Below are 14,671 nucleotides of genomic sequence, written 5' to 3' on the forward strand. Positions count from 1 at the left end.
CCCCGGTGACCGTCGCGGCGATCGTCGCGGCGACGGATCGGGGGCCCTGGAGCGCGTTGTCGGGGGACGCGGGGCGCAGACCCGCCAGGGTCTCGGTCAGCGGCAGCTCCGTGAGCCCGGGGACCAGCTCGTGGGCGTCGCGCAGCAGCTCGTACACCCCGCCTGCCGTCACCGTGGTGTCCCAGCCGAGTTCCTCGCTGGTGGCGCCGACGACGAGTTCGCCGTTCTCGCGGGGCACCAGGTAGACGTGGCTGCCCCGGACGACGGCCCGGACCGTGCGGGAGAGGAAGGGGGCGTACGGGGCCGGCACCCGCAGTCGCAGCACCTGGCCCTTCACCGGGCGCACCGGCGGGAGGACCTCGTCCGGCACGCCCGCGAGGCGGCCGCTCAGGCTGCCCGTGGCGAGCACGACCTGGTCGGCCGTCAGCTCCCGGCCTCCGGCGAGCACGACTCCGCGCGCCCGGTCCCGCAGCACCGTCAGGCGCTCGGCGAGGGAGCGGTGGAAGACCACCCCGGCCCGTTCGCAGGCGACGAGGAGCGCGGCGGCGAGCCGGCGCGGATCGACCTGGTGGTCGCCGTCCACCCGGAGCCCGCCGCGCACGCCGGGGGCCAGCATCGGTTCGAGCCGGCGGCAGTCGCGGCCGCTGAGCCACTCCGAGGCGAGTCCGCAGCGGCTCTGCAGGGCGTGCAGTTCGCGCAGGTGGGCCCGGTCGTCGGCGTCGAGGGCGACGGCGAGGGTGCCGCAGGCGCGGTAGCCGACGTCGTGGCCGGTGGCCTCCTCCAATTCGGCGACGAAGGCGGGGTAGCGGGCGGCGGAGGCGAGGTTGAGGCCGAGGAGGGTCTCCTCGCCGTAGTGCAGTTCGGTGACGGCGGCGAGCATCCCGGCCGCCACGTGGGCGGCGCCGCCGCCCGGGGCCGGGTCGACGACGGCGGTGCGCAGGCCGCGCCGGGCCGCCCGCCAGGCCGTGACCAGACCGATGATGCCGCCCCCGATCACGAGGACGTCGCTCCCGCGGCCGTCCCCGGCGCGGACGTCGACCGGCCCGGCGGCGTCAGGCGCCCCGGCTCCGGGCGGGCGGTCCCCGGACGGGCGGTCCTCGGGCGAGCGGTCCTCGGACGGGTGCTCCGCCGGTGCGCGGACTTCGGGCGCGCGGTCCCCTGGCGCGCGGTCCCCTGGCGTGTGGACTTCGGAAGAACGCATGGGCGTCCAGCCCCTCCCTTCGCCGGCATGACCCGGATCAGGTTCGTACGGTCGGAGGCCGTCCCAGCCTCCCTCTCAGCCCGGTGCGTCCGGGCTCCCGCGAGTGCTTTACGCCCGACACACTAGCTTCCGCCCCGGGCCGGGCGCAGACCCCTCCCTTCCTGACGACCCGTCAGATGCGTAAGGTGGTCGGGTGAGCGAGCAGAAGCATGCACAGCAGCACGTCGTGATCGTCGGCGCCGGGATGGCGGGCGTCCAGACCGCCGTCGCCCTGCGGGAGCGGGGCTTCACCGGCCCCGTGACCCTCATCGGGGCCGAGCCCCACCAGCCCTACGACCGGCCCCCGCTCTCCAAGGCCGTCCTGCTCGGCAAGGCCGAGGACTCCGCATTCGACGTGGACTTCGAGGACCTCGGCATCGAGCTCCGCCTCGGCCTCGACGTCACCGGGCTGSGCGCCGCCGACCACGAGATCGACACCGAGGCCGGACCCGTCGCGTACGACGCCCTCGTCCTCGCCACCGGCGCCCAGCCGGTCACCCTGCCCGGCACCGACGGCGTCCCCGGGGTCCATCTGCTGCGGACCCTCGACGACGCCGTGCGCCTCGGGCCCGTCCTGGAGCGCCGCCACGACGTCGTGGTCGTCGGTGCCGGATGGATCGGCGCCGAGTTCGCCACCGCCGCGCGCGCCGCCGGCTGCGCCGTCACCGTCGTCGAGGCCGCCGACCGCCCCCTCGCCGGAGCGCTGCCCGCCGAGGTCACCGCCCCCATGGCCGAGTGGTACGGGGAGAACGGCGCCGAACTCCTCACCGACGCCCGCGTCCACGCCGTCGAGCCCGGCGCACCGGGCCGGGTCGTCCTCGCCGACGGCCGCGAGCTGCCCGCCGACGCGGTCGTCGTCGGCATCGGGGCCCGCCCCGCCACCGGCTGGCTCACCGGCTCCGGGATCGCCCTGGACCCGGGCGGCGCCGTCACCGCCGACGAGCGGCTGCGCACCAGCCTGCCCGACGTGTACGCGGTCGGGGACTGCGCCTCCTTCCCCTCCGCCCGCTACGGGCGGCGCCTCCTCGTCCACCACTGGGACAACGCGCTCCAGGGCCCCCGATCCGTCGCCGCGACGATCGCCGCGACGGTCACCGGGGCGGACGCGGGCGAGGACCCCGGGCCGTACGACCCCGTCCCGTACTTCTGGTCCGAGCAGTTCGGCCGCTTCGTCCAGTTCGCCGGCCACCACGCCGACGCGGACGAGCTGCTCTGGCGCGGCGACCCGGCGGAGCAGGCCTGGTCCGTGCTGTGGCTCCGGGCCGGGGTCCCGGTGGCCCTGCTCGCGGTGGGCCGCCCCCGCGACCTGGCTCAGGGCCGCAGGCTCATCGAGGCGGGAACCGCCGTCGACCCCACCCGCGCCGCGGACCCCGCCGTCCCCCTCAAGGCGGCGGTGACCTAGGCCGTCTCTTCCGGATCRTGCCGGGCGGTGCGGGTCAGGCAYGATCCGGAAGAGACGGCCTGGGCCCCGACTACCGGCTGTCAGTCCGGGATGGCAGGCTTGTCCTGTGACCGAGATTGACGTGAAGATCGATGCGCTCGTCCCCGCCTGGCTCTATGTGCCCGACATCGCGGAGATGCTCGATGTCGAGGTGACGCGCGTGCGGCAGCTGATCAAGGAAGGCCAGCTCATCGCCGTGCGCCGTGGAGAGAACAACGCCCTGCAGGTACCCGCCGCCTTCATCCAGGAGGACAGGATCGTCAAGGGTCTCGTCGGGCTCCTGACCGTGCTGCGGGACGACGGTTTCACCGACGAGGAGATGCTGGAGTGGCTCTTCACTCCCGACGAGAGCCTGCCGGGCACGCCCGCGCAGGCGCTCAACGAGAACCGCGGCACGGAGGTGAAGCGCCGCGCTCAGGCGCTCGCCCTCTGACGCCGCACCGCAGGACGCCATGAGCGGGTGCCGACGGCGGCCGGCCTCCCGGCCGCGCCGCCGCCGGCCCCCGTACCACCGGCGCGGGAGACCGCGCCGCACCGCCGGGGTATCGCCCCGCCACACCCACGGGGCGCCGCCGCCCCGTGACACCGACGGGGGGAACCACCCATGCCCACGCCTCGTGAGCTGCTCGCCGACGCCCGGCTCTATCTGTGCACCGACGCCCGGAAGCGCCAAGGGGACCTGCCCGAGTTCCTCGACGCCGTGCTCTCCTCCGGCGTGGACATCGTGCAGCTCCGTGACAAGGGCATGGAGGCGGGCGAGGAGCTGGAGCACCTCGCCGTCTTCGCCGAGGCGGCCCGCCGGCACGGCCGGCTCCTCGCCGTGAACGACCGGGCCGACGTCGCCCACGCCATCGGCTCCGACGTCCTGCACCTGGGCCAGGGCGACCTGCCCGTGCCCGCCGCCCGGGCGATCCTCGGCGACCGGGTGCTGATCGGCCGCTCCTGCCACGCCGAGACCGAGGCGGCCGCGGCCGCCGTCGAACCGGGCGTCGACTACTTCTGCACCGGACCCTGCTGGCCCACCCCCACCAAGCCCGGCCGGTACGCCCCCGGCCTCGACCTCGTGCGGTACGTGGCCGGCCTTGCCCAGGACCGCCCGTGGTTCGCCATCGGCGGCATCGACGAGACGAATCTGGACGAGGTCCTGGACGCGGGCGCGCGCCGGATCGTCGTCGTCCGGGCGATCACCGAGGCCGACGACCCGGCCGCCGCGACCGCCGCCCTCGCCAAGCGGGTCCGCGAGCGCGCGGGGCAGCCGGGAGTCTGACGACACCCCCTGGGGCCGCCGGCCCCTCGGAGCTTCGTCCAGCGATCCGTCCCCCGGACTGTCCAAAACGGTGTCCACTACGCGGACGCCGCTCCCACGGCTCCCCGCGGCCCGTCTAACCTGCCGGTATGGCCCTTGGTACCGCATCCGTCCGTTCGGACCGCGCCCGCACGGTCCGCGAGATCCTCGCCTCCGGCGGCACGTCGTACTCCTTCGAGTTCTTCGCGCCCCGGACCGAGAAGGGCGAGCAGGTCCTCTGGAACGCGATGCGCCGCGTCGAGGCGCTCGGCCCCAGCTTCGTCTCCGTCACCTACGGCGCCGGCGGCTCCACCCGCGGCGGCACCGTCAAGGCCACCCAGAAGATCGCCTCCGACACCACGCTCACCCCGGTCGCCCACCTCACCGCCGTCGACCACTCCGTCGCCGAGCTGCGCAACGTCCTCGGCCAGTACGCCGACGCCGGCATCCGCAACATGCTCGCCGTCCGCGGCGACCCGCCGGGCGACCCGCTGGGCGACTGGATCGAGCACCCGGAGGGCGTGAAGTACGCCGCCGACCTGGTCCGGCTGATCAAGGAGTCGGGCGACTTCTGCGTCGGCGTCGCCGCCTTCCCCGAGATGCACCCCCGCTCCCTCGACTGGGACACGGACATCCGGCACTTCGTGGACAAGTGCCGCGCCGGCGCCGACTACGCGATCACGCAGATGTTCTTCGACCCCGAGAACTATCTGCGGCTGCGGGACAGCGCCGTCAAGGCCGGCTGTGAGACGCCGATCATCCCCGAAGTCATGCCCGTTGTGAACGTGAAGACGCTCGACCGGCTGCCCCTGCTGAGCAACGCCCACTTCCCCGCGGACGTGAAAGAGCGGATCCTCGCCGTCAAGGACGATGCCGCCGCTGTACGCTCCATCGGTATCGAGTTCGCGACGGAGTTCTGCGCGCGGCTGCTCTCCGAGGGTGTCCCCGGACTGCACTTCATCACGCTGAACAGCTCCACCGCGATCGAGATCTACGAGAATCTCGGACTGCACCAGCAGTCGTGACCGGTCGTACCCGCCCTTCTCCGCGGCGGTGACCGTGGAGAGGGGCGGCGGGGCATGGGGTGGACGGTCCTCTACATCGCGTTCGGCGTGGTTGCGTTGTGGCTGCTGGGGGAGGTGCTCCTCCAGTACAAGGCGCGGCTGCGCTGGCGCGTCCTCGCCTTCTGCGGCTTCCTCGGCGTGGTCCTCGGCGTCCTCACGTCCCTGGTGGCGGTCATCATCGCCGGAGCCGTCGCCTTCGCCGTCGGCCAGACCTATGTGACGCTCTCCTTCCGCCGCGGCTTCTCCACCGGCTGGGCCCTCGGCGGCAACCCCGGTGCGAGCCGCCGCCGCAGGTCGGCCGCGCCCGCGCAGGCCGGGCCCACCCTGGAGGTCACCGACCTCTCCTACGAGACCGACGAGGCCGACGGGGCCCCGTACCCCGGTCCCGACGGTGCCGAGGCCCCGGCCGCGGAGGCCACCGCCGTCTACGAGCCCCTGCCGATGCCCGAGGACACCGGCCAGTACGGCGTCTACAGCAGGGGCCAGGAACCCGCCCACGGCGCCTCCCCGGACCCCGGCACCGGCTACGAGAGCGGCCACCCGACCGGCTACGACCCCTACGCGCCCGCGTACGAGCAGCAGCAGCCCGCCTACGACTACGGCCAGGCCGCCGGCCAGCAGCAGTACGCCGCCTACTCCGACCCGTACATCGGCCCCGGCACGGACGGCCAGCAGTACGGCTCCTACTACAGCGACCCGTACGCCCCCTCGTACACCTACGACACCCCGCCCGGCGGGGTCTGGGTCCCGCAGCAGCGCGACACCGACCAGGCGCCCCAGCCGCAGCAGCAGCCGCAGGGCCAGGGACCGTACGGCTACGAGCCGCACCCGGACGACCAGCAGCAGTACCGCTACTGACGACCGTGGGGCCCGGCGATTCCGCCGGGCCCCACGGCCGTCTACCGGGAGCCGCGGAAGTCCGCGCCCTCCACGATGAACCCCGCCACCAGCGCCCCCGACATGCCCGCGTGGGCCAGCCCGCCGCCCGGGTGCGCCCAGCCGCCCGCGAGCCAGAGGCCCGGCAGCGGGGACGGGTTGCCCGCCGGGAGCAGCCGTCCGCCGGCCCCGGCCAGCGCGGGACCCGGCACCTCGGCCACCCCCGTGTCGTGCCGTACGTCCTCCGGGGTGCGCACGTGCCGCCACAACAGCCGCTCCGGCAGGCCGGGGACCGCCTGCCCCGCCGCCTCCGCCATCCGGTCGGCGAAGGCCTCCCACCCGGCCGCGTCCCGCTCCGGGGACGTGGGCACGGTCGCCGTGACCGTCACCGCCTCGTGGTCCGCGTCCGGCCGCAGCGCCGGGTCGTCCGGGCGCAGCACCGTCACCGTCGGCCGCCCGCCCGCCCCGTGGACCACGGTGCGGTGGACCGCGTCCGCCTCACGGGGGCCGCGCAGCGCCAGACAGACCGTCACCCGACTGGTGCCGACGGCCTGGTGGGGCGTCGGCGCATCGCCGGAGAGCCGGGGCACGACGTGGTCGCGGTGGAGGGCGGGCACCGGGGCGCCCGAGACCACCTGGTCGGCCTCGACGGCCTCGCCGCCCGCGAGCCGCACCCCCGCGGCCCGGCCGTCCTTCTCCAGGACCTCCTCGACGGGAGTGTCGAAGACGAACGCGACACGCCGTTCCAGGCAGCGCTCGTACACCGCGTCGGCGAGCGCCCGCAGGCCCCCGCCCACGGACCAGCTGCCGAAGGTCTGCTCCATGTACGGCAGGACGGCGGCCGAGGCCGGGGCCGTCGCCGGATCGAAGCCGTACGTCCACGCGTACGCGTCGAGCAGGGCCGCGAGCCGCGGGTCCCGCAGCTCCCGCGCGCCGATCTGCGCGAGCGTCGTCGTCGGGCGGCGCAGCAGGCCCGCCTTCGGCGCCGGGTACGGCTCACGGGCCAGCGGCGCCGGGTCGGCGGGCCGCGGCTCCTCCAGGAGCGGGCGGCGGGTGCGGTCCCAGGCCTCGCGGGCCCGGACCAGGAAGTCGCCCCAGCGCTCGCCCGCGCCCACGCCGAGCGCCGCGTCCAGGGCCGCGAGCGTGCCGGCCCGGGAGGCGTTCGGCAGGTCCACCCGGGTGCCGTCGGCGAAGACGTGACGGCTCGACGGGTCGACCTGCGTCAGCGTGACGCAGGCCTCCAGCGGCTTCTTGCCGGTCTTCACGAACAGGTCCCGGTACACGGCCGGCAGGTGCAGCAGCCCCGGGCCCGTGTCGAAGGCGAAGCCGTCGCGTGCGAAGCGGCCCACCGACCCGCCGTAGGTCGCCCCCCGCTCGTACACCGTCACCCGGTGGCCCGCCACGGCCAGCCGGGCCGCCGCCGCCATGGCGCCGAGTCCCGCGCCGATCACCACAATCCGTGCCATGCACGCGACCCTATCCGGCCACCCGGACGGCCCCGAACGGGCTCAGAAGTGCTCCGAGCCGTCCCCGGACGGGGGTCTGGCGCGGGCGTGCGCCTCGGCGTCGGCGAGCCGCCGCTCCTCCCGCCGCTGGGACCTGCGGCGCAGGAAGCGCCGGATCCGCCGGGCGAGGAAGACCAGTATCACCAGGCCCCCGAGGAGCAGGACGCCCGCGATGCTCGCCGCCGCCACGGGGTGGAAGAGCGCGAAGGTGACGACGGCCGCCACGCCGAGGTCCTCCGCCAGGCTCAGGGCGACGTTGGAGAACGGCTCGGGCGTGGTGTTGACCGCCATCCTCGTCCCGGCCTTGACGAAGTGGCTCAGCAGCGCCGTCGTGCCGCCGACCGCGCCCGCGGCGAGCTCGGGCAGCGAGCCGTTCTGCCCGGCAAGCAGCGCGCCGACCACGGCCCCCGCGATCGGCCGGATCACCGTGTGGACGGAGTCCCATATCGAGTCGACGTACGGGATCTTGTCCGCCACCGCCTCGCACAGGAAGAGCACGCCGGCCGCGACGAGGACGTCCGTGCGCTGCAAGGACTCGGGCACCTCGTCGGTGAGCCCGGTCGCGCCGAAGACGCCGAACAGCAGGACCACCGCGTACGCGTTGATCCCGCTCGCCCAGCCGCTGGTGAACACCAGGGGAAGTACCGACACGCCCGTGATCGTAACCAGTCTGAGTATCCGTACCTAGGGCGCGAGATGAGTAGGTACGCGGATGAGCGCCGGACGCGGAGACGGAAGAGTGGAGTCCACGGAAGGGGCGCGGCCCCGGGGACCGCCGACACGGGGCGGCGGAACCGGGGCCGTGTGCCTGCCGTAACGGGGCACGGGGGTGTCACGGGGGATGTACGGCGAAGGCCGGCCGGTCGGGGCTCGGGGGGATCGGGCCTCGACCGGCCGGCCTTCGCCGTGCCGTGCGTCGCGCGTGTCGTGTGTGCCGATTGGGGCACGGCACACGCGTGGGGGGCGGCCGGTTGCTCAGCGGCCGCCCACCCGGCCGTGCAGCAGCCGGGACAGCGCCGCGTGCACGTCGTCGAGCGAACGCTCGCTCTGGAAGGCCTGCCAGTCCAGCGCGGCCACCAGCACCATCCCGACCAGCGCCGCCGCCGTGAGCTGGACGTCGATCTCGTCGCTCAGCTCACCGGCCGCGACCGCCTCGCGCAGCACCCCCTCGACCACCGCCACGGCCTCCTGGCGGACCACCAGGAGCGTCGAGTTCCAGGCCCGGTTGGTGCGCCAGAGCTCGGCCACGTACAGCTGGGTGAAGGCCGGATAGCGGTCGATGAAGACCAGGCCCGCCCGGATCATCGCGTCCAGCGCGTCGACCCGGCTCCCGCCGCGCCCGGCGGTCTCCTCGGCCGCCGTCCGCAGCGAGGCCGTCAGCAGCGACACCCCGTGGCGCAGCAGCTCCTCGAAGAGCTCGGTCTTGCTCTTGAAGTTGTAGTAGACCGTGCCCTTGGCCACGCCGGCCCGCTCGGCGATCTCGTCCACCGTCGTCGCGGAGAACCCCTGCTCCGCGATGAGGGTGACGGCCGCCTCGTAGAGCTTCGCGCGGGTGGCCTGGCGTCGGGTGCTGCTGCTGTCCATGGAGTCGATTCTCACAGGTGTCGCGGGTCTCACCGGCCCGGTCTCACAGGGTCAGTTCGGGGTGGAGCCGGTCCAGCGTCCAGACCTGCTTCCGGCGGGCGGACACGGCGGTCAGGGCCAGGGCGCCCAGGGTGAACGCGGTCAGGACCGCGCAGGCCTGCCAGACCGGCCCGATCCCGCCGCCCGTGATCAGCCGGCGCAGCGCGTCGACGACGTAGGTCATCGGCAGGAAGGGGTGGATGGCGTTGAAGAAGCCCGGACTGGTCTGGACGGGGTACGTGCCGCCCGCCGAGGTCAGCTGAAGCATCAGGACCGCCAGGACCAGGATCCGGCCGGCCGCGCCGAAGCGGGCGTTGAGCCACTGGATGATCGCGGAGAAGCAGCAGGTGACCAGGGCGAGGAAGCCGACGGTCCCGGCGGCGCGGGCCATCTGGAGGCCGAGGCCCCAGTGCAGGACCGACATGAGGGCCGCGACCTGGAGCACGCCGATCGCCGCCACCGGGAGCCAGCCCGCGAGGGCGATCCGCCAGGCGGAGCCGCCGGCCGCCAGCGCGCGCCGGTTCAGCGGCTGGATGATCATGTAGGCGACCATCGCGCCGACCCAGAGGGAGAGCGGGATGAAGTACGGGGCGAAACCGGTGCCGTAGTTCGGCGCCTTGTGCAGCGACTGCGAGGCCAGCTGCACCGGATCGGCCATGACCTCGGTGCGCCGGTCGCGGTCCTGCTCGTCGTAGTCGGGGATCCGGCCGACCCCGTCCTTCAGGCCGGAGGCCAGGGTGCCCGAGCCGTCGGCCAGCTTGAACAGACCGCCGTCGAGGGCGCCCGCGCCCTTCTTCAGCTTGCCGACGCCGGTGTCGAGGTTCACGGAGCCGGCCTTCGCTCCGCTGATGCCGGTGTGCAGCTTCTGCGCGCCGGCGGCGACCTTCTGCGCGCCCGTGTTGAGCTCGTTGATCTTCCGGATGGCGTCCGAGACGTCCTGGTCGAGGTGCGGGGCGCGGGCGGCCAGCTCGTCGGCCTGCCGCGTCAGCTTCGCGAGCCGCGCGTCGAGGGTCTTGAGGTCGCCCTTGCTGTCCTTGGTCAGCTCGTGCACGTCGTCCGCGATGGTGGCGACGTCGCCGGCCGTGACCGAGGCCTTCTTCAGCTTGTCGCAGATGGCGGGGAACTCGGCGGCCGCGTCCGGCTTCGCCTCGCACTCCTCCTGGTGGATCCTCGCCAGTTCGTCGTCGGCGGTGTGGGCCGCGGTACGGATCACCGGGGCGCGCTTCACCAGGACGTCGAGGTTGTGGCGGACGGCCGTGGCGGAGTCGGAGACGAGCCGGGCGGTGTCCCGGATCGACCTGCCGTTGTTCGCCAGGTAGGGGCGGACCTTGTCGGCGGTGCCGTTCACCTTGTCGGCGAGGGTCTGCGTACCGTCGGCGACCTTGCGGGAGCCGCTCTCCAGGTCCTTCGCGCCCTTGTCGAGCTTCTTCATGCCGGCGGCCAGGTCGCCGCTGCCGGCCTTGGCGTCGGTGAGGCCGTTCGCCAGGTCCTTCGAGCCCTTCTTCGCCTTGTCCACGCCCTGCTTGAGGTCGCCCGCGCCCTTGGCCGCCTTGGCGGTGGCGTCGTGGATGTCGGAGAAGGAGATGAAGATCTTGTCCAGGAAGGTCCGGGACGACTTGGTGGAGGCCGCGGTGCGGACCTCGGAGAACACCGTCCGGGATATCTGGCCGACGATGTAGTTGTTGGCGTCGTTCGTCCGCACCCGCAGGGCGCCGGTCTCGGGGGAGTCGCCCGAGCTGGAGGCGATGCGCGAGCTGAAGTCGCCGGGCATCGTCAGGGACAGGTAGTACGTGCCGTCCTCGACGCCCCTGCGCGCCTCGGCGTCGCTCACCCGGTGCCAGGCGAAGGTCTTGCTCTCCAGCAGCCCCTTGGTGATGTCGTCTCCGGCGTTGACCTGCTTGCCGTCGGTGGTGGCCCCGCGGTCCTCGTTGACGAGGGCGACGGGGATCTTGTCGAGCCTGCCGTACGGGTCCCAGAACGAGTACAGGTACAGGGCGCCGTACAGCAGGGGCAGCAGCAGGATCGCGACGAGTGCGGCGCGCGGCAGCTTTCCCCTGCCGAAGCGCTTCAGCTCAAGCGCGGCCAGTTTCGGCGAGCGCATCGGCCGTCCCCTCCTCGGTCGTGTCGTCGGTGGCGTCTTCGGTGCGGTCGTCGGAGCCGCGTTCGGTGGCGTCTCGGGTGCCGTCGCCCGGGCCGGCTTCGGCGCGGTCCTCCGTGCGGTCCTCGGCGCGGCGGGCGGCGGGTGCGGTGTCCCGGGACGGGGTGGCGGGTGCGCGGGAGTCGTCGGCGGGGTCGTCGACGGCGTCGGCCTCGGGGGGCTCGACGCCCGCCTCCGCCGTGGTCCTCGCCGTGGTCTCCGCCGGGTCGGCGGCGACCGTGGTGATCCTCAGGACGTCCTCGCCCTCGGGGGCCTCGCTGCACACCGCCACGACCGTGATCCCGGAGGCGGCCAGCGAGCGCAGCAGCGCCCACGCCTCGGCGCGGTCGGCGTCCGAGAGCTTCATGTCGGCGTCGTCCACGCCGAGCAGCCGGGGCCGGCCGACGAGGGCCAGCGCGATCGAGAGCCGCAGGGCCTCCAGGCGCTCCAGGTCGCGTACGGACGTCCGCTCGCCCTTCGGCAGGGCGGCCAGGTCGAGGCCCGCGGCCGCCACGGCCTCGTCGATCCGGGCCCGGGCGGCCGCGCGCCGCTCGGACGGCAGGCGCAGGAGCGAGCGGACGGAGCCGTCGAAGCGGCGTTGGAGCAGGGCGCGCTCGCCCAGGTGCTCGGCCACCGTGAAGGCCGGGTCGAGCTCGCTGACGCCGGGGACGTGCCCGAGGGCGCTGATCCGGCGCACCGCGGCCATCTTCCGGGGCAGCGGCAGGCCGCCCACCTCCGCGGTGCCCTCCTTGGGCTTCATCCGGCCGGTGAGCGCGAGCAGCAGACAGGTGCGACCCGAGCCCGAGGGGCCCTCGATCGCGCTGGCCCTCGTCGGCCGGCCCCGGCTGCTCGGCGTGGACGACGCCGACATGAAGCTCTCGGACGCCGACCGCGCCGAGGCGTGGGCGCTGCTGCGCGCTCAGGCGCGCTTCTCGCCCAGTACGTGCAGCTGGGTGGCGATGGCGTGGAAGGAGGGCAGTTCGGCCGCCGCCGCCTCCAGGCCGGCCGCCGGCTCAGGCGCGCTTCTCGCCCAGTACGTGCAGCTGGGTGGCGATGGCGTGGAAGGAGGGCAGTTCGGCCGCCGCCGCCGCCCCGCCGGCCGCCGTCGACCTCCTCGCCAAGGCCCGGGCCGGCATCGCCGAGGCCGCCACGCTCGACCGTCCCCACGAGCGGTACGCCGCGGCCCACCTGGCCGCCCTGCGGGCCGCCGCCGCCGTGCTCGCGGCCCGGGCCACACCCGAGACCGGCACCCGCCGCCGACAGCCGATACGGAGCGCCTGGGAGGTCCTGGCCGAGCTGGCGCCCGAGCTGGCCGAGTGGAGCGCCCTCTTCGCCTCCGGAGCCGAGCGCAGGGCCCGCGCCGAGGCCGGGATCGCCGGCGCCGCCACCCGGCGCGAGGCCGACGACCTGCTCCGGGACGCCGCGTCCTTCCTGCGCCTGGTCGAGCGGCTGCTCGCGCTGCGGCCGGTGCTGCCCCGCCAGCCGGCCGCCGACGAGGCGGACGGCTGACCCGGGTGCCGGTCCCGGGCGCCCCCGCGGGGCCCCGGGCCGGCGCCGCCGGTCGGGCCGGGTCCACGGCGTGATCGGCAAGCCACCCCCCAGGCCATAGGGTGGGGGCGTCCGTACCCGTCACCGAGGAGTCAACAGCCGTGCCGGACCCTTCCCCTGTCTTCGGTCGAGAGGCGACCTCGCGCCCGTCGCGCGCCTCCCTGCGTACCGCCGTCGTCTGGGACGTCCTCAAGGACGCCCTCGACCGCCGGGTCGAGGCCACCGGGAAGGACGGCCTCGACGTCCTCGACACCGGCGGCGGCTCGGGGAACTTCGCCGTGCCGGTCGCCCGCCTCGGCCACCGGGTCACGGTCGTCGACCCCAGCCCCAACGCCCTGTTCGCCCTGGAGCGCCGGGCCGCCGAGGCCGGGGTCGCCGACCTCGTCACCGGCGTCCAGGGCGACATCCGCGGCCTCTTCGACGTGGTCGGCCGCGAGGGCTACGACACGGTGCTCTGCCACGGGGTCCTGGAGTACGTCGACGACCCCGCCGAAGGCGTGCGGAACGCGGTCGCCGCGCTCCGGGCCGGCGGCAGCCTCAGCCTGCTCGCCGCCGGGGTCGGCGGCGCCGTCCTGGCCCGCGCCCTCGCCGGACACTTCACCGAGGCCCGGCACGCGCTCGCCGACCCGGCGGGCCGCTGGGGCACCGGCGACCCCGTGCCCCGCCGCTTCACCGCCGAGCAGCTCGCCGAACTCGCCGACACGGCGGGCCTCGACGTCGGCGCGGTCCACGGCGTCCGGGTCTTCGCCGACCTCGTCCCCGGCGCCCTCGTCGACACCGAGCCCGGCGCCGCCGAGGCCCTGCTCAAGCTGGAGGCGGCGGCGGCCGAACTGCCCTCCTTCCACGCCATCGCCACCCAGCTGCACGTACTGGGCGAGAAGCGCGCCTGAGCTGGACGGCCACCCGTTCGGCGGTGCGGGACGCGGCGCTCCATGGAGTACGCCACAGCCCGCCCGAGAACCGGCTCTGCCCCGTATGATCGGGGGACAGCATCCGGCATGACGGAGAAGGGCCTGGGGAATCAACGCCTCAGCAACCGATCCGCATGGCGGCCCGGATTGGCTATTCGGCATTGAGGGCGGGTTTCACGGGGGCGATTCCCTGCCTATCCTGAAAGGGCCGCAAACCGGTCGCCCCCGCGACCGACGACTAGGAGGACTCCGTGCCGCTCTCGGAGCACGAGCAGCGAATGCTCGAGCAGATGGAGCGAGCGCTGTACGCCGAAGATCCCAAGTTCGCGACAGCGCTCGAGGGAAGCGGACTGCGTACGTACACCCGGCGACGGGTCTACCAGGCAGTCGCCGGCTTCCTGGTGGGTATCGCGCTCCTCATGGCCGGAATGGTCGCACAGCAGATCTGGATCAGCGTGGTGGGATTCCTCGTCATGCTGGGCTGCGCGGTCCTGGCGGTCACCGGATGGCGCAAGGCGCCCAAGCCGGGTGAGCAGCAGCAGGCCACCAGAGGCGGGACGGCGGCCGGTGGCCGTCAGACCCGGCAGCGACGCTCCATGATGAACCGGATGGAAGAGCGGTGGCAGCGCCGCCGCGACGAGCAGCAGGGTGGCGGCCACTGACGGCCCCCTGAGCGGAGGCCCCGCGCGACGAGACGTGAGACGAGCCCTGCGGGGTCCGCGCGAACGCGGAACCCGCGGGGCTTCGTCATGGGGCCCGCACTCGGCTGCGGGCCCAGGCGTGGGCGCCGCCACCTCGTTGTGGGCAACTGTTCCGCTGGGGCGGAACGGGTGGGCACAACGGGCGGCACCCTTTGCCGGGCCTAGGCTTCCGTGCCTGAACCCGCACCCGTGGTGCGCTGCGCAGGGTTACGGCCCTGGCTGCCGTGCCCGGCGGTTTCGGTGCACCGCACTGGTGGTGCGGGTTCAGGCACGGAAGCCTAGGCGCCGCTGAGGGTGCCGCCCGTTGTGCCCACCCGTTCCGCCCCAGCGGAACAGTTGC

General features: G+C 74.4%; 14 protein-coding genes, 1 pseudogene and 1 riboswitch. Of the genes and pseudogenes, 8 read left to right on the forward strand and 7 right to left on the reverse strand.

What is annotated here, in order from left to right:
- Positions 1–1,201, reverse strand: a 1,201-nt coding sequence (gene thiO, locus EAO70_RS21460) for a glycine oxidase ThiO (RefSeq protein ID WP_261992976.1), incomplete at its 3' end; no start/stop codon positions are given.
- A riboswitch (TPP riboswitch) is annotated at positions 1,199–1,312 on the reverse strand. It overlaps the preceding gene by 3 nt.
- A gap of 133 nt (positions 1,313–1,445) precedes the next feature.
- Here thiO and EAO70_RS21465 point away from each other — a divergent pair.
- From EAO70_RS21465 to EAO70_RS21485, 5 genes are all read left to right on the forward strand, one after another.
- Positions 1,446–2,642 (forward strand): NAD(P)/FAD-dependent oxidoreductase, encoded by a 1,197-nt coding sequence (locus tag EAO70_RS21465; protein ID WP_261993044.1) that lies wholly within the window; start codon positions 1,446–1,448, stop codon positions 2,640–2,642.
- A 106-nt stretch (positions 2,643–2,748) separates the two neighbouring features.
- A complete protein-coding gene (locus EAO70_RS21470) occupies positions 2,749–3,114 on the forward strand; it encodes a helix-turn-helix domain-containing protein (protein WP_148004481.1) in 366 nt (121 codons plus the stop codon).
- A gap of 171 nt (positions 3,115–3,285) precedes the next feature.
- Positions 3,286–3,948, forward strand: a complete 663-nt coding sequence (gene thiE / locus EAO70_RS21475) for a thiamine phosphate synthase (protein WP_148004482.1) — start codon at positions 3,286–3,288, stop codon at positions 3,946–3,948.
- A 128-nt stretch (positions 3,949–4,076) separates the two neighbouring features.
- Entirely contained in the window at positions 4,077–4,991 is a 915-nt protein-coding gene (gene metF, locus EAO70_RS21480; RefSeq protein ID WP_148004483.1) for a methylenetetrahydrofolate reductase [NAD(P)H], read from the forward strand.
- A 54-nt stretch (positions 4,992–5,045) separates the two neighbouring features.
- Complete coding sequence (locus EAO70_RS21485; RefSeq protein ID WP_148004484.1) at positions 5,046–5,888, forward strand: hypothetical protein; 843 nt, start codon at positions 5,046–5,048, stop codon at positions 5,886–5,888.
- A 41-nt stretch (positions 5,889–5,929) separates the two neighbouring features.
- Here EAO70_RS21485 and EAO70_RS21490 read toward each other — a convergent pair whose 3' ends face one another.
- From EAO70_RS21490 to EAO70_RS40425, 6 genes and pseudogenes are all read right to left on the reverse strand, one after another.
- Positions 5,930–7,372, reverse strand: a complete 1,443-nt coding sequence (locus EAO70_RS21490; RefSeq protein ID WP_187283975.1) for a phytoene desaturase family protein — start codon at positions 7,370–7,372, stop codon at positions 5,930–5,932.
- 42 nt (positions 7,373–7,414) lie between these two features.
- Positions 7,415–8,062, reverse strand: a complete 648-nt coding sequence (locus tag EAO70_RS21495; protein WP_148004485.1) for a DUF4126 domain-containing protein — start codon at positions 8,060–8,062, stop codon at positions 7,415–7,417.
- 324 nt (positions 8,063–8,386) lie between these two features.
- Positions 8,387–8,995 carry a TetR/AcrR family transcriptional regulator gene (locus EAO70_RS21500; protein WP_055604150.1) on the reverse strand — a complete coding sequence of 203 codons (609 nt, stop codon included), beginning with the start codon at positions 8,993–8,995 and terminating at the stop codon, positions 8,387–8,389.
- A 43-nt stretch (positions 8,996–9,038) separates the two neighbouring features.
- Complete coding sequence (locus EAO70_RS21505; RefSeq protein WP_148004486.1) at positions 9,039–11,135, reverse strand: YhgE/Pip family protein; 2,097 nt, start codon at positions 11,133–11,135, stop codon at positions 9,039–9,041.
- Entirely contained in the window at positions 11,107–12,042 is a 936-nt protein-coding gene (locus tag EAO70_RS21510; RefSeq protein ID WP_148004487.1) for an ATP-binding cassette domain-containing protein, read from the reverse strand. Before EAO70_RS21510 ends, EAO70_RS21505 begins: the two co-directional genes overlap by 29 nt.
- A 48-nt stretch (positions 12,043–12,090) precedes the next feature.
- A pseudogene (locus EAO70_RS40425) lies at positions 12,091–12,171 on the reverse strand (SAM-dependent methyltransferase); the annotation flags it as partial.
- Between the two features lie 53 nt (positions 12,172–12,224).
- On the opposite strand from EAO70_RS40425, the gene EAO70_RS21520 reads away from it, so the two are divergent.
- The 3 genes from EAO70_RS21520 to EAO70_RS21530 all read left to right on the forward strand — a co-directional run bounded on the left by EAO70_RS21520 (position 12,225) and on the right by EAO70_RS21530 (position 14,292).
- Positions 12,225–12,680, forward strand: a complete 456-nt coding sequence (locus EAO70_RS21520) for an SAV_6107 family HEPN domain-containing protein (protein ID WP_187284032.1) — start codon at positions 12,225–12,227, stop codon at positions 12,678–12,680.
- Positions 12,681–12,820: 140 nt separating this feature from the next.
- Positions 12,821–13,609, forward strand: a complete 789-nt coding sequence (locus EAO70_RS21525) for a class I SAM-dependent methyltransferase (protein WP_148004488.1) — start codon at positions 12,821–12,823, stop codon at positions 13,607–13,609.
- Between the two features lie 272 nt (positions 13,610–13,881).
- Positions 13,882–14,292: a DUF3040 domain-containing protein gene (locus tag EAO70_RS21530; RefSeq protein ID WP_148004489.1), complete on the forward strand. Its 411-nt coding sequence runs from the start codon at positions 13,882–13,884 to the stop codon at positions 14,290–14,292.
- The last annotated feature ends 379 nt before the right edge of the window (positions 14,293–14,671 follow it).

The sequence above is a fragment of the Streptomyces sp. adm13(2018) genome (genome assembly GCF_008042145.1).
Classification (GTDB): domain Bacteria; phylum Actinomycetota; class Actinomycetes; order Streptomycetales; family Streptomycetaceae; genus Streptomyces.

Coding starts and splice junctions, on each gene's coding strand:
- thiE (WP_148004482.1), top strand. CDS start 3,286: ATGCCCACGCCTCGTGAGCTGCTCGCCGACGCCCGGCTCTATCTGTGC.
- metF (WP_148004483.1), top strand. CDS start 4,077: ATGGCCCTTGGTACCGCATCCGTCCGTTCGGACCGCGCCCGCACGGTC.
- EAO70_RS21485 (WP_148004484.1), top strand. CDS start 5,046: ATGGGGTGGACGGTCCTCTACATCGCGTTCGGCGTGGTTGCGTTGTGG.
- EAO70_RS21490 (WP_187283975.1), bottom strand. CDS start 7,372: ATGGCACGGATTGTGGTGATCGGCGCGGGACTCGGCGCCATGGCGGCG.
- EAO70_RS21500 (WP_055604150.1), bottom strand. CDS start 8,995: ATGGACAGCAGCAGCACCCGACGCCAGGCCACCCGCGCGAAGCTCTAC.
- EAO70_RS21505 (WP_148004486.1), bottom strand. CDS start 11,135: ATGCGCTCGCCGAAACTGGCCGCGCTTGAGCTGAAGCGCTTCGGCAGG.
- EAO70_RS21510 (WP_148004487.1), bottom strand. CDS start 12,042: ATGTCGGCGTCGTCCACGCCGAGCAGCCGGGGCCGGCCGACGAGGGCC.
- EAO70_RS21520 (WP_187284032.1), top strand. CDS start 12,225: ATGGCGTGGAAGGAGGGCAGTTCGGCCGCCGCCGCCGCCCCGCCGGCC.